Source organism: Jiella soli (assembly GCF_020615385.1).
Lineage (GTDB): Bacteria > Pseudomonadota > Alphaproteobacteria > Rhizobiales > Rhizobiaceae > VKMB-3413.
Map to the genome: position 1 here is coordinate 299,619 of NZ_JAJAVB010000025.1, position 12,983 is coordinate 312,601.

The following is a 12,983-nucleotide window of genomic DNA, read 5'->3' on the forward strand; positions in this document are numbered from 1 at the left end:
TTCGTCTGGCTGATCTCCGTCAGAACCTCGTCGCCATGCAGGCGATCACTCTCGCAGGCGCCGGCGTCTTGGCCTTCTCCCGATTGTCGAGCCAGGCGGCCGCCGTCCGCCGCCGTTCAAAGATATTTGCCTCCTCATGGGCAAACGGCTCTTCACGCTTCAGCCGGATCTGTGCGAGATGGACGACCGACCCATCCTGCGGCTTGCAAAATCCGATCGTGCTCACTGTCCTTGTCTGCATCGGTGCAACATCAGGACTCCCAGTGCAACATTGTGGCACTCAAGGCAATAGAATAGCGTGATGCGGCCTGAAGGAAGAACAGACGAAACAATGCAGAACCAGGCGTAAGTCTCTGACATGACGCAAAGATCAAGCTACTCCGCGTCCCGCATCTTCGCCGTCGCGCCCATGATCGACTGGACGGACCGGCATTGCCGGTTCTTCCACCGGCAGCTGACGCGGCGGGCGCTGCTCTATACCGAGATGATCGTCGACCAGGCGATCATCCATGGCGACGCGGACCGGCTGCTCGGGTTCGACGCGGCCGAGCATCCCGTGGCGCTTCAGATCGGCGGCTCCGATCCAGAGAAGCTCGCCCGCGCCTGCGCTATCGCCGGCGGCTATGGCTATGACGAGATCAACCTCAATGTCGGCTGCCCGTCCGACCGGGTGCAGTCCGGGACGTTCGGCGCCTGCCTGATGCGCACGCCGGAGCTCGTCGGCGACTGCCTCGCGGCCATGGTCGAGGCGAGCGCCGCGAAGGTGACGGTGAAGTGCCGCATCGGGGTCGACGATCAGGATCCGGAGGCGGCGCTCGACGCGCTCGCCGATGCGGCGGTGAAGGCCGGCGTGGAGACGATCTGGGTCCATGCGCGAAAAGCCTGGCTCCAGGGTCTCAGCCCGAAGGAAAACCGCGACATTCCGCCCCTCGACTACGACCGCGTGCGCCGGCTGAAGGCGCGGCTGCCGGAGGTCTTCGTCGGACTGAATGGCGGGCTGAAGACGGTCGCGGCGGCAAGGTCCGAGATGCGGGAACTCGACGGCGTCATGCTCGGCCGCGCCGCGTATCAGACGCCGGACATCCTTGGCGAGGTGGATGCGGCGTTCTATGGCGAGCCGGCACGGCCGGTGGACTATGGCGCGGTGATCGCAACGATGACGGGCTATGCCGTGCGCCATGTCGCTGGCGGCGGCAAGCTCGGCCAGGTCACGCGGCATATGACCGGCCTCTTCAGCGGGCTGCCGGGCGCCCGGCGCTGGCGGCAGATCCTGTCGGAGGGCGCCAGCCGCCCGGACGCCTCGCCGCGGCTCATCGAAGAGGCCTTCGCCGCGGTGCGGCTCGAGCCGGCGGCGGGTAGCGCGCGCGACGCGGCTTGAATGCGCTTGAGGGGTTGGCGCCGTAGAGCGCTGACGTCTCAGATTTTCGGACGGTCCGAACACCAGCCAACAGCGGCTCCCCGTGGCGTTCGTCGGCGAGCCGGCCTATGAGGCCGGGATGACCAGCCTCGCCGACGCCCATCTTCTGACGCTCATTCCGACGTTGCTTGTCGCCGCGGCCGCCGCCGGCTTCCTGGCCGGCCTGTTCGGCATCGGCGGCGGGGCGATATTCGTGCCGGTGCTCTACCAGACCTTCGAGGGCCTCGGCGTCGCGCATTCGGTGTCGATGCATCTCGCCGTCGGCTCGTCGATCGCGATCATCGTGCCGACCTCCGTGCGCTCGCTGATGGCGCATGCGAAGAAGGACGCCGTCGACAAGACGCTTCTGAAGCAATGGCTGGTCGCCGTACCGCTCGGCGCGGTGGCGGGTGCGATCGTCGCGGCCGCCGCCTCTTCGGAGGAACTGCGGGGCATCTTCGCGGCGCTCGCCTTCCTGCTCGGCCTGAAGCTCCTGATCGGGCGCGTCGGCTTCACGCTCGGGACGGACCTGCCGGGGCTCGTCGGCCGCTCGATCGCCGGGTTCACGATCGGCCTGTTGTCCTCGCTGATGGGGATCGGCGGCGGCGTCCTCAACAACACCTTCATGACGCTCTATGGCCGGCCGATGATCCAGGCGGTGGCGACGAGCGCCGGGGTCGGCGCGCTGATCTCGGTGCCGGGCCTCGTCGCCTACATCGTCGGCGGCTGGGGCGATCCGGCCCTCCCGGCGTTCAGCCTGGGCTTCGTCAACATCCTGGCGGTGCTGCTCGTCGCGCCGGCCTCGATCCTGGTCGTGCCCGCAGGCGCCGCGCTCGCCCACAGACTGACACGGCGCCAATTGGAACTCGGCTTCGGCTGCTTTCTTCTGATCGTCGCCGCGCGCTTCGCCTACAGCCTGTTCTGACGGCCCGCGCGCAAGGCACCGGCGTCAATCGGTCAGGATCAGCCGGTCGCCGCGGAAGTCGTAGGAAGTCAGCGTGTCGAGATAGCTCATGCCGAGCAGCACGACGCCCAGCCCCTTGCCTTCGGTGACGGCGGCCGGGACGTTATGGCGCACGATGTCGCCGATCTTCACCGTGTCGAGGCGCACGGGCGCGGCTCGGGCAAGGCCATTCGCCGTCATCACCTGCTGGGTGTAGTTGAGGGAGCGGGTGTCGATCCCGAGCGACTGCGCGGTCTCGGCATCCATCGCGACGACCGAGGCGCCGGTATCCACCATCATCGGCGCAGGCGCGCCGTCGATCGTCCCGTTGAGATGGAAATGTCCGTCGGCCGTGCGGACCGCCATGAACTGCCGGCCCTCGCTGCCGGAGACAGGCACCAGGCTGCCGGGCACGAGGACGGCATAGACGCGGTCCTTCAGCGCCTGAAATTCCGGCGCATAGGCATAGGCAGCGACCAGCACCAGGAAGGCCAAGCCCCACACGACCGCGCTCTTGATCGCCGTCGTCAGCTGCGTTCGCGCGAGGATCACGACACCCGCCGCCATCGCCGTGCCCCAGGCGCCGTAATAGGCGAGGCCCGCGAACTGGTCCTTGTCGAGCCCCGCAATCGTCTCGCCCTGACTGAAGACGAGGGCGAGGCAGGCGAGGCCGAGCACGGCGAGAATGACCCAGAGGATCGTGTCACGTCGCATCGCTGGGTCCCCCATTCTTAGCACGCTCAGCCGCTTTGGCAGCCGGCGCCTCGCGGGAGGTCAGTGCGGCCAGCCGATCCGGCAGTTCCTGCATCAGCTGGAGGCGCCGCTCGGCTGAAAAGCCGAGCCAGCAGGCGATCTCCTCGCCCGTGCGCCCGCAGCCAAGGCAGAAGCCGCTTTGCGGATCGAGCGTGCAGACACTGTTGCAGGGGGTTGCGATTCCCATCGGGAAGTTGGCCGTCCATTTCTGATCGTGAGCGTCTCTTTGGGATATGGCGGCAGGCGCCCTTTGTAACAAGGATATCCTGCAAACCTTGCCGAGGCTTCATCGGCCGTGGGCCGCCAAATCCATCCCGATCGAAGCCGCTCCCGCGACTGCCCGGCATCGTGCTGAAGGCCCGGATGTCGTGCGCCGGCCTGTGGCGGTCCTTAGCTAACTGCCTATAGCCGCACATGTTTAATTCATCGCAGGAGGCTGAACTTGAGTGTCCTCCTCCGCATTGTCCCCGCCGAGGCAGATACCCCGTGGGGGTATGAGCGCACGCGTGGTGCGGGCGCTCGCCTGACAACAAAGGGACCGATCATGTTCTATCTCGACAAGCGCCTCCAATATCCGGTGAAGGTGGAAAATCCCGATCCGCAGTTCGCGCGCATGCTGCAGCAGGCCATCGGCGGGATCGAAGGCGAGATCCGCGTCGCCATGCAGTATTTCTTCCAGGGCTGGGGTGCCCGCGGCCCCAATCCGAAATATCGCGACATGCTGCTCCATACGGCCACCGAGGAGATGGGCCATGTGGAAATGCTGGCGACCGCCGTCGCCATGAACCTCGAAAAGGCGCCGACCTCGCTACAGGAAGCGGGCGCTGCGGACGCCGTCGTCGGCGCTGTCATGGGCGGCGAGAATCCGCGGCACGTGATGGAAGGCATGCTGCACAGGCACGTCCTGTCGACGGGCCTTGCGGCTTATCCGGCCAATTCCGACGGCGTTCCCTTCGACATGTCGCACATCTATGCGAGCGGCAATCTTGCGGCCGACATGTACTGCAATGTCGCCGCCGAGAGCACCGGCCGCGTCCTCGCCGTACGCCTTTACAACGCCGCGCATGACAAGGGCATGAAGGACATGCTGCACTTCATGATCGCGCGCGACACCATGCACCAGCAGCAATGGCTGGCCGTGATCGAGGAACTCGGGGGGCACAAGGGCACGCTGCCGATCCCCAATTCCTTCCCGCAGGAGAAGGAGGACCAGGAGCACAATTACGATTTCTTCGGCTCGGCCGCCGACGGCACGCCGCCGCCCGCCGGCCGCTGGACGGAAGGCGCCTCGCTCGACGGCAAGGGCAACTTCACCGTCTTCCAGAACAAGCCGCTCGGCCAGGAACCCGATCTCGGGCCGGCGCGCCCGGACAGCGGTGCGCAGACTGAGCAGATGGGCTAAGGATCCTTCAGGCCCCGCCCCGGCGGCGGGGCCTGAATCCCATCGGCTTCGGCTGTAGCCGGCGCGATCCCGGCCGCCATTGCCGGACCGCCGGCCTCGAAAAGGACGGACCTGACGTGCCTGGCGGAGAGATCATCGGCGACCGCATCGAACTGCGGCGAACGGAGGAGGAGAAGCGGCCACTCCTGCAGCGGCTGAAGCGGATCGAGGGACAGGCCCGCGGTCTCCAGAACATGATCGCGGAAGACCGCTACTGCCTCGACGAGGTCCAGCAGATCAATGCGATGACCGCGGCGCTGCGCGAGGTCGCGCTGATGATCATCTCGCAGCATGTCAGCTGCGGCATCGAAATTGCTGTCGAGGATGACCACAAGAAGATCGCGGTGGAGGATATCATGCGGGTCCTGCGCCCGGCGATGCGCCCAAGCGGCTGAGAGTGCCGGCCAGGCACCTGTCGCATTGACGTTTACGTAAGAGGGAGACATTGTTCCGGAAGGCGTCGGTGGAAACCGCCGCGCGGTCTCTACATAAGCCCGCAAGAGGGCAGCCAACCGGAGCATTCCCATGTCTTTCCGAAAGGACAAGCTGACCCGGCCGATCTACCGGTGGGCGAAGAAGGTCATGCCGCCGATCTCCGAGACGGAGACCGAGGCGATCAACGCCGGCACCGTCTGGTGGGACGGCGAACTGTTCTCGGGCGCGCCCGACTGGAACAAGCTCCTCGCCATGCCGCCGGCGCGGCTGACGCCGGACGAGCAGGCCTTCATGGACGGCCCGGTCAGAGAGCTCTGCTCCATGATCGACGACTGGAAGATCGCTTCCGTCGATCACGACCTGCCGCCCGAAGTGTGGGACTTCCTGCGCCGCGAAAAATTCTTCGGCATGATCATCCCGAAGGAATATGGCGGCCTCGGCTTTTCCAACACGGCCCATTCTGAGGTCGTGCGCAAGGTCTCCTCCTGCTCGGTCGTCGCCGGCGTCACGGTCATGGTGCCGAATTCGCTCGGACCGGGCGAGCTGATGCTGCATTTCGGCACCAGGGACCAGTGCGACTACTGGCTGCCCCGGCTCGCCGACGGCCGGGAGATCCCGTGCTTCGGCCTGACCTCCGCCGATGCCGGCTCGGACGCCGCCGCCATGACCGATACCGGCATCGTCGAATATGGCGAGCACGAGGGCAACCAGGTCCTCGGCATCCGGCTGAACTTCCACAAGCGCTACATCACGCTCGGGCCCATCGCGACTGTGATGGGCTTGGCCTTCAAGCTCTTCGATCCGGGGAACCATCTCGGCCGCGGCGAGAATCTGGGCATCACCGTCGCCCTGCTGCCGACCTCGACACCCGGCGTCGTCCATGGCGACCGGCACATCCCGCAGATGACCTATTTCCAGAACGGGCCGCTCAGCGGCAAGGACGTTTTCATCCCGCTCGACTGGATCCTCGGCGGCGAGAAGCAGATCGGGCAGGGTTGGACCATGCTGATGACGGCGCTCGCCGCCGGTCGGTCGATCTCGCTGCCCTCCCAGTCGGCGGCCTCGGCGGCGATGTGCGCGCGCGTCACCGGCGCCTATGCCAGGATCCGCACGCAGTTCAACGTGCCGATCGGCCTCTTCGAAGGCATCCAGCAGCCGCTCGCCGAGATTACCGCCAACGCCTATCTGATCGACGCCGCGCGGCGGCTGACGGTGGCCGCCCTCGACGAGGGTCACAAGCCCTCGGTGATCTCCGCGATCATGAAGGCGCACGCGACCTACCGGATGCGCGAATGCATCGAGCGGGCGATGGACATCCATGGCGGCAAGGCGATCATCGACGGGCCGAAGAACTATCTCGGCCAGGCCTATCGCTCCGTGCCGATCGGCATCACCGTCGAGGGCGCCAACATCCTCACCCGCAGCCTGATGATCTTCGGCCAGGGAGCGATCCGCGCCCATCCCTACATGCTGAAGGAGATGATGGCCCTGTCCGAAAAGGACGAGGCGAAGGGGCTCGCCGAGTTCGACAGGCATTTCTGGGCGCATGTCGGCCACGCCGTCACGAACACGGTCCGCGCCTTCGTCCAGGGCTGGACCGGCGGCCTCGCGGCCCCGGCGCCGAAGGACGCGGCCTTCACCGGCCACTGGCGTCAGCTCTCGCGCTACGCCTCGGCCTTCGCGCTGGTCGCCGATCTCTCGCTCCTGACCCTCGGCGGCGCGTTGAAGCGCAAGGAGATGCTGTCGGCCCGTCTCGGCGACATCCTGTCCGAACTCTATCTCCTCGCCGCGGTCCTGAAGCGCTTCGAGGTGGAGGGACGGCCGGAGGCAGACCGTCCGCTGATCGAGTACATCATGGAAAAGGGCTATTGCCGCCTGGCGATCGCCTTCACCGGCGTGCTCGACAATCTGCCGGCGCGATGGGCAGCCGGCTTTGCCCGCTTCGTCGCCTTCCCGCTCGGCGTCCCCTATCAGGAGCCCTCGGACGAGTTGCTGCAGGAGGTGGCGGCGATCGTCATGCGCCCGTCCTCGCAGCGCGACCGTCTGACCCCCGATCTCTATCTCGGCGAAGGCCATGCCGACCATCCGGTCAAGGATTTGGAGCATGCCTTCGAGCTCGTCGCGGAAGCCGCGCCGATCGAGAAGAAGATGCGGGACGCCAGGATCCGCGATCCCGAAGCGGCGCGGGACGAGGGCGTGATCACGGCCGCCGAGTTCGACCAGCTTCAGGCCGCCAGGGCGGCCGTCGCCAAGGTGGTCGCGGTCGATGCCTTCCCGGGTGCCGATGTCTCTCCGATCGCCGCGCAACACGATCGCGGCTCCGATCGTTCGGGAAGCGGCGCACCATCACCCTCCAGGGAGGCCGCGGAATAATGGCGCGAGACGTCTACCTCGTCGACGGGGCCCGCACGCCCTTCATCAAGGCGCGCGGCAAGCCCGGGCCCTTCTCGCCGGTCGACCTCGCCGTCCAGTGCGGCCGGCCGCTGCTCCTGCGGCAGGCCTTTTCGCCGGACGCGATCGACCTCGTGATTTTGGGCTGCGTCAACGTCGTCGCCGACGAGATGAACCCGGCGCGTGTCGCCGCGCTCCGTCTCGGTCTGTCCGACGAGACCCCGGCCTTCACCGTGCAGATCAATTGCGGCTCCGGCATGCAGTCGATCGACACCGCCTTCCGCACGATCGAGAACGGCAAGGCCGAGATCGTGCTGGCCGGCGGCGCCGAGGCGCTCAGCCACTCGCCGCTGGTCCTGAGGCGCGGGGCGGTCGACTGGTTCGCGCGGCTGAACGGCGCCAAGACGACGAGCGACCGGCTCAAGGCCTTCACCGGGCTGAAGCCGGAATTCCTGAAGCCGGAGATCGGTCTCGAGCGCGGCCTGACCGACCCGATCACCGATCTCAACATGGGCCAGACCGCCGAGGTTCTCGCCCATCTCTTTTCCATCTCCCGGCGCGAGGCCGACGCCTATGCGGCGGAAAGCCACGAGCGGCTCGGCCGCGCCACCAGCGAAGGCTGGCTGAGGGACGAGATGCTGCCGGCCTTCTCGCGCGGGGGCGAGGTCTTCGACCATGACGACGGCATTCGGCCGGGCTCGACGGCCAAGAGCCTGTCGAAGCTGAAGCCGGTCTTCGAGCGGCCCTATGGCAAGGTGACCGCCGGCAACGCCTCGCAGATCACCGACGGCGCATCCTGGACGATCCTCGCGTCGCAGGAAGCGGTCGAAAAGCACGGCCTCTCGCCGCTCGCCAAGATCGTCGATTCCGAATGGGGCGCGCTCGATCCCGCGATCATGGGGCTCGGCCCCGTGGTCTCGACGGCTCCGATCCTGAAGCGGCAGCAGATGGCGGTCTCCGACGTCGACCTTTGGGAGCTGAACGAGGCCTTCGCAGCGCAGGTCCTCGCCTGCCTTGCCGCCCTCGACGAGCCGGATGTCGCCGACGGTGTGCTCGGCCTCGACGGGCGCGGCGGGGCGATCGACCGGGAGCGGCTGAATGTCGACGGCGGGGCGATCGCGCTCGGCCATCCGGTCGGCACCAGCGGCAACCGCATCACGCTCCACCTCGCCAACGCCATGCGCCGCCTCGGGCTGAAGCGCGGCATCGCCACCGAATGCATCGGCGGCGGGCAGGGCGGGGCGATGCTGCTCGAAGCCGCCTGACACCGAGCCGCCGCGTTCAAGGCAGGCCCGCACGCCGGCCTGCCGAAACGAGATCCCGCCGGGGCTGTTCTTTCACCCCTTTGTTCCAGCCGAGAGACGAGACCGAGATCCCATGGGCAGAATGCTGACCGCGCTTTCCGATCGCGCCCTCGAACTGGGCCCGGCCCGCACCGCGCCGCAGGAGGGAAACTGGCGCCTCGCCACCGACCGGGACTATGTCGCCTGGCTGGTGCTCGACCGTCCGGACCGCTCGGTCAACACGATCGACCGCAGCGTCATCGAGGAACTCGACCGGCATCTGGGCACGATCGCCGAGCAGAAGCCGACGGCCCTCGTCATCCGCTCCGCCAAGCCCACGGGCTTCGCGGTCGGCGCCGACATCCAGCAATTCGTCGGCGCCTCGACGGCCGAGATCCACGGCATGCTCGAAGAGGCCCACCATGTGCTCGACCGGCTGGCGTCGCTCGAGGCGAAGACCATCGCCGTCGTCCACGGCCACTGCCTCGGCGCCGGGCTCGAGATCGCGCTCGCCTGCGACCGGCGGATCGCCGTCGCCGATGCCAGCCTCGGCTTTCCCGAAGTGATGCTTGGGCTTCATCCCGGGCTCGGCGGCACCTATCGTGCGACCGCCATTGCCGATCCGATCGAGGCGATGACCATGATGCTGACCGGACGGTCCGTCTCGGCGAGGAAGGCGAAGGCGATCGGCCTCGTCGACGCGGTCGCCGAGGAGCGCCATGTCGGCGCGGCGGTCGAGGCGGCGCTCTATGGCGACCTTCCCCCGCGCGGCGGCAGCTTCAAGGCGCAGGCCTTCTCGCTGAAGCCCGCGCGCGCCTTCGCGGCGGGCCAGATGCGCAGGAAGACGGCCGAAAAGGCGGCGAAGGCGCATTATCCCGCGCCCTACAGGCTGATCGACCTCTGGGAGGCGCATGGCGGCGACCCCGAGACCATGCGGCACGAGGAGGTGAAGAGCTTCGCCGAGCTGATCGAGACGGAGACGGCGCAGAACCTCGTGCGCGTCTTCTTCCTGCGCGAGGCGATGCGCGGGCTGAAGGAGGGCGCTTCAGCGATCCGCCACGTCCATGTCGTTGGCGCGGGGGCTATGGGCGGCGAAATAGCGGCCTTCGCCGCCGGCCGCGGCTTCCACGTCACCCTCGGCGACATCGCCGCCGAGCCCATCGGCAAGGCGATGCGCGCGGCGACGAAGATGCTGGAGCGCACGCTGAAGGACAAGATCAAGGTCCGCGACGCGCTCGACCGGCTCACCCCCGACCCGCGCGGCTTCGGCATCCGCCATGCCGATCTCGTCATCGAGGCGGCGCCGGAAAAACCCGATCTGAAGCGGAAGATCTATGCCGAGATCGAGCCGCAGCTGAAGGACGGCGCGCTTCTCGCCACCAATACCTCGGCCCTGAAGCTTGCCGAACTCGCCGAGGGGCTCGCCGATCCCTCGCGCTTCGTCGGGCTCCACTTCTTCAATCCGGTCTCGCGCATGCAGCTCGTCGAGATCGTCCATCACGACAGGATCGATCCGAAAACCGCGCGGCGGGCGACGGCCTTCGCGGTCGAACTGTCGAAGCTGCCGGCGCCCCTCGCCTCCGCGCCGGGCTTCCTCGTCAACCGCGCGCTGACGCCGTACATGGCCGAGGCGCTGGTCATTCTCGACGAGGGCGTGCCGAAGGAGCGGATCGACAGGACGGCCGAGGACTTCGGCATGCCGATGGGGCCGATCGAACTCACCGACCAGGTCGGGCTCGACATCGCCCTCGACGTCGCGACCTCGCTGCGCCGGGACCTCGACACGGCCTATCCCGAGACGCCCGGCTGGCTGAAGGCGATGGTCGAGGAGGGCCGGCTCGGCCGCAAGACCGGGCGCGGCCTCTACGAGTGGGACGAGGACGGAAAGCCGAAGAAGAAGAAGGTCGAGGCGCTGCCCGACGATTCCAGGTCCGACCCCGACCTCCTCGACCGGCTGATCCTGCCCATGCTGAACGCCGTCGTCGCGTGCCTCCGCGAAGGCGTCGTCGAGCGCGAGGACATCGCCGACGGCGCGATGATCTTCGGCACCGGCTTCGCCCCCTTCCGCGGCGGCCCGCTCCACTATGCGAGGTCGCGCGGCGTGGACGCGATCGTCGCCCGGATGCGGGAACTGGAGGGCAAGCACGGGCCGCGCTTTGCGGCAGACGCCGGGTGGGAGAGGCTCAAGGGGTGATGCCCCGGTATCTGATCGACGCGGGCGCGCGGGTCGGGCGTTACCGCCGGACAAGCACCATGCCGGCATGGTGCAGTTCGTTGGACGCGACGAATTCGCCATCCGCGGTGAAGCCCGTGTCGTCACGATAACTGATATGCGTGCCGGTCACTTCGTAGGAGCCCATGTAGGCGCGTTCTCGCGTTCCGCGGGCCTCGACATTGCGACCGTTGGGCAGAAGTTCATGCCGGATGCGTTCGTCTTCGGTGACCCAGAGACCGACATAGGGATGATTGCCCACAACGGACGCGGCATCGGCATCGAGCCCAAGGAGGTCTGCTTTCGTCATGACGGACCTCATCACTGCACCGCCGCGGTCGGGCGGATGGTGATTTCGCTCGTCTCGACGCCGGCGGGTGCCTCGATCAACTGGCGCACTGCCCGCGCGATGTCTGAAGGTTGCAGCGCGATGGCACGGTACTGATCCATGAAGGCCATCGTCTCGGCATGGGTAATGGTCCCGGCGAGTTCGCTTTCGACCACGCCTGGATTGACGCAGGTGACGCGCACGGTCGGGCTTTCCTGACGCAATCCGTCCGAGATCGCGCGGACGGCGAACTTCGTGCCACAATACACTGCGGCCGTCGGCACCGATTGCAGGGCGCCGACGGAGCCGATGTTGATGATCTGCCCCGTGCCCTGCCGCTCCATCGTCGGCAGCACCGCGCCGATCCCCCACAGCACCCCTTTGATGTTGACGTCCACCATACGCTCCCATTCGTCGAGCTTGCCGGCGGACATGGGCGACAGGGGCATGATGCCTGCGTTGTTGATCAGTACGTCGATGCGGCCCCAGAGATCCAGGGCGCGTTTTGCAAAGGCCTGCATGTCGACGCGATCGGTGACATCCAGCGCGGCGGTTTCCACCGTCCCGCCTTCGGCTCGCAGCTCCGCCGCGAGCGCGTCCAGCCGGTCGATGCGTCGAGCGCCCAGAAGCACTTTCGCGCCAGCGCCGGCCAGCTCGCGGGCGATACCTGCGCCGATGCCGCTCGACGCGCCGGTGATGAGAATGACTTTGTCCATGGCATCGTCCTTTTCAGCCAGTTGCACCGGCAAGATGGACGTCCGACATTGTTCACGGTATTCCCTGAGCGCTGGACGAATTGGTTAGGCCTACTGGACAATGGATCTGAATCTGCTGCCGCTTCTGCTCGCAGTGTCGGAAGAGCGGAACTTCCGTGCCGCGGCCGATCGACTGGGACTGACACGCTCGGCCGTCAGCCAAGGGATTCGCCGGCTTGAGGATACGCTTGGGCAGCAGCTCGTCATGCGCACGACGCGCTCGGTGCGGCTGACCGAGGCAGGAGAGCGGCTGGTGTCGAGCCTGCGCGGCCCCATGGAAGCGGTCCGCGAAGCGCTGGAAGTGCGGGACGGGGTGCCGCGTGGACGTTTGCGCCTTGCGGTAACCTCTATCGCCGAGCCGTTCCTGTCCGGCCCGCTCCTCGCGCGCTTTGCAGAAGACCATCCGCAGGTGACAGTGGACGTCACGGTGACGGATGAGGAGTTCGACATCGTCGAACGTGGCTATGACGCGGGGGTGCGGCTCGGAGAGGTCATTGAGCAGGACATGATCGCCGTGCCTGTCGGTGGCCCGCAGCGAGAGATCGCTGCCGCAACGCCGGCTTATCTCGCGCGCCACGGCGTCCCGACGCATCCGGGCGACCTACTGTCGCACCGGTGTATCGGGTGGCGTCCGGCACCGGAGACAACGCCTTGGCGATGGGAATTCGTCGAGGGCGGCAAGCCGTTCGACGTCGCCGTGAACCCGCAGGTAACGACCAACGACTTGGGGCTGATGCTGCGGGTGGCGCTCGCCGACGGCGGCATCACCTTCGGCCCCTGGGACTGTTTCGAAGCGCATTTTGGAACTGGTGCCCTGACGCCGCTACTCGAAGAGTATTTGCCGCCCTTCGCAGGGTTTTCGCTCTATTTCCCTCAGCGCCAGCACATGGCACCGAAGCTGCGGGCTCTTGTCGATCACCTGCGCCAGTGGCGCCGCTGACTGCACAATTCCCTGGCCTCGCAAACGACCATCCACCATTCGGAAAAACCGTCAGTGATGGCCGTCATGAACGGAGCTTGCCTCCGCCCACACCCAGCTCCATCAC

Annotated in this window: 12 protein-coding genes; 8 read left to right on the top strand and 4 right to left on the bottom strand. The window is 67.0% G+C overall.

The genetic code is table 11. From position 1 onward, the window contains the following. Window positions 1-358: 358 nt before the first annotated feature. Window positions 359-1,378, top strand: coding sequence for a tRNA dihydrouridine(20/20a) synthase DusA (gene dusA / locus LH400_RS15845; RefSeq protein ID WP_229153743.1), 1,020 nt, complete (start codon window positions 359-361; stop codon window positions 1,376-1,378). 118 nt (window positions 1,379-1,496) lie between these two features. Continuing rightward, window positions 1,497-2,321 carry a sulfite exporter TauE/SafE family protein gene (locus LH400_RS15850; protein WP_229154413.1) on the top strand — a complete coding sequence of 275 codons (825 nt, stop codon included), beginning with the start codon at window positions 1,497-1,499 and terminating at the stop codon, window positions 2,319-2,321. 24 nt (window positions 2,322-2,345) lie between these two features. Here LH400_RS15850 and LH400_RS15855 read toward each other — a convergent pair whose 3' ends face one another. Further along, the gene (locus LH400_RS15855) at window positions 2,346-3,053 is read right to left on the bottom strand and encodes a retropepsin-like aspartic protease family protein (protein ID WP_229153746.1); all 708 of its coding nucleotides are present in this window, start codon (window positions 3,051-3,053) and stop codon (window positions 2,346-2,348) included. After that, window positions 3,043-3,279 (bottom strand): DUF1289 domain-containing protein, encoded by a 237-nt coding sequence (locus tag LH400_RS15860; RefSeq protein WP_229153748.1) that lies wholly within the window; start codon window positions 3,277-3,279, stop codon window positions 3,043-3,045. Before LH400_RS15860 ends, LH400_RS15855 begins: the two co-directional genes overlap by 11 nt. 357 nt (window positions 3,280-3,636) lie before the next feature. Between LH400_RS15860 and LH400_RS15865 the strand changes: the two genes are divergently transcribed. From LH400_RS15865 to LH400_RS15885, 5 genes are all read left to right on the top strand, one after another. Then, a complete protein-coding gene (locus tag LH400_RS15865) occupies window positions 3,637-4,494 on the top strand; it encodes a manganese catalase family protein (protein WP_229153750.1) in 858 nt (285 codons plus the stop codon). A 116-nt stretch (window positions 4,495-4,610) separates the two neighbouring features. Continuing rightward, window positions 4,611-4,928: a metal-sensitive transcriptional regulator gene (locus LH400_RS15870; RefSeq protein ID WP_229153752.1), complete on the top strand. Its 318-nt coding sequence runs from the start codon at window positions 4,611-4,613 to the stop codon at window positions 4,926-4,928. A gap of 130 nt (window positions 4,929-5,058) precedes the next feature. Next, a complete protein-coding gene (locus LH400_RS15875; RefSeq protein ID WP_229153754.1) occupies window positions 5,059-7,341 on the top strand; it encodes an acyl-CoA dehydrogenase in 2,283 nt (760 codons plus the stop codon). After that, entirely contained in the window at window positions 7,341-8,624 is a 1,284-nt protein-coding gene (locus LH400_RS15880) for an acetyl-CoA C-acetyltransferase (protein ID WP_229153755.1), read from the top strand. Before LH400_RS15875 ends, LH400_RS15880 begins: the two co-directional genes overlap by 1 nt. Before the next feature lie 112 nt (window positions 8,625-8,736). After that, window positions 8,737-10,836 (top strand): 3-hydroxyacyl-CoA dehydrogenase NAD-binding domain-containing protein, encoded by a 2,100-nt coding sequence (locus LH400_RS15885; RefSeq protein WP_229153756.1) that lies wholly within the window; start codon window positions 8,737-8,739, stop codon window positions 10,834-10,836. A gap of 40 nt (window positions 10,837-10,876) precedes the next feature. On the opposite strand, the gene LH400_RS15890 is transcribed toward LH400_RS15885, so the two are convergent. Further along, window positions 10,877-11,164 (bottom strand): Atu4866 domain-containing protein, encoded by a 288-nt coding sequence (locus LH400_RS15890; protein WP_370638400.1) that lies wholly within the window; start codon window positions 11,162-11,164, stop codon window positions 10,877-10,879. An 11-nt stretch (window positions 11,165-11,175) separates the two neighbouring features. Then, the gene (locus tag LH400_RS15895) at window positions 11,176-11,898 is read right to left on the bottom strand and encodes an SDR family oxidoreductase (RefSeq protein WP_229153758.1); all 723 of its coding nucleotides are present in this window, start codon (window positions 11,896-11,898) and stop codon (window positions 11,176-11,178) included. A gap of 100 nt (window positions 11,899-11,998) precedes the next feature. Here LH400_RS15895 and LH400_RS15900 point away from each other — a divergent pair, with 100 nt between their 5' ends. Then, window positions 11,999-12,877, top strand: a complete 879-nt coding sequence (locus LH400_RS15900) for a LysR family transcriptional regulator (protein ID WP_229153759.1) — start codon at window positions 11,999-12,001, stop codon at window positions 12,875-12,877. The last annotated feature ends 106 nt before the right edge of the window (window positions 12,878-12,983 follow it).

Excerpts from the sequence above, each read along its gene's own strand:
- dusA (WP_229153743.1), top strand. The coding sequence starts at position 359 with ATGACGCAAAGATCAAGCTACTCCGCGTCCCGCATCTTCGCCGTCGCG.
- LH400_RS15850 (WP_229154413.1), top strand. The coding sequence starts at position 1,497 with ATGACCAGCCTCGCCGACGCCCATCTTCTGACGCTCATTCCGACGTTG.
- LH400_RS15855 (WP_229153746.1), bottom strand. The coding sequence starts at position 3,053 with ATGCGACGTGACACGATCCTCTGGGTCATTCTCGCCGTGCTCGGCCTC.
- LH400_RS15860 (WP_229153748.1), bottom strand. The coding sequence starts at position 3,279 with ATGGGAATCGCAACCCCCTGCAACAGTGTCTGCACGCTCGATCCGCAA.
- LH400_RS15865 (WP_229153750.1), top strand. The coding sequence starts at position 3,637 with ATGTTCTATCTCGACAAGCGCCTCCAATATCCGGTGAAGGTGGAAAAT.
- LH400_RS15875 (WP_229153754.1), top strand. The coding sequence starts at position 5,059 with ATGTCTTTCCGAAAGGACAAGCTGACCCGGCCGATCTACCGGTGGGCG.
- LH400_RS15880 (WP_229153755.1), top strand. The coding sequence starts at position 7,341 with ATGGCGCGAGACGTCTACCTCGTCGACGGGGCCCGCACGCCCTTCATC.
- LH400_RS15885 (WP_229153756.1), top strand. The coding sequence starts at position 8,737 with ATGGGCAGAATGCTGACCGCGCTTTCCGATCGCGCCCTCGAACTGGGC.
- LH400_RS15890 (WP_370638400.1), bottom strand. The coding sequence starts at position 11,164 with ATGACGAAAGCAGACCTCCTTGGGCTCGATGCCGATGCCGCGTCCGTT.
- LH400_RS15895 (WP_229153758.1), bottom strand. The coding sequence starts at position 11,898 with ATGGACAAAGTCATTCTCATCACCGGCGCGTCGAGCGGCATCGGCGCA.
- LH400_RS15900 (WP_229153759.1), top strand. The coding sequence starts at position 11,999 with ATGGATCTGAATCTGCTGCCGCTTCTGCTCGCAGTGTCGGAAGAGCGG.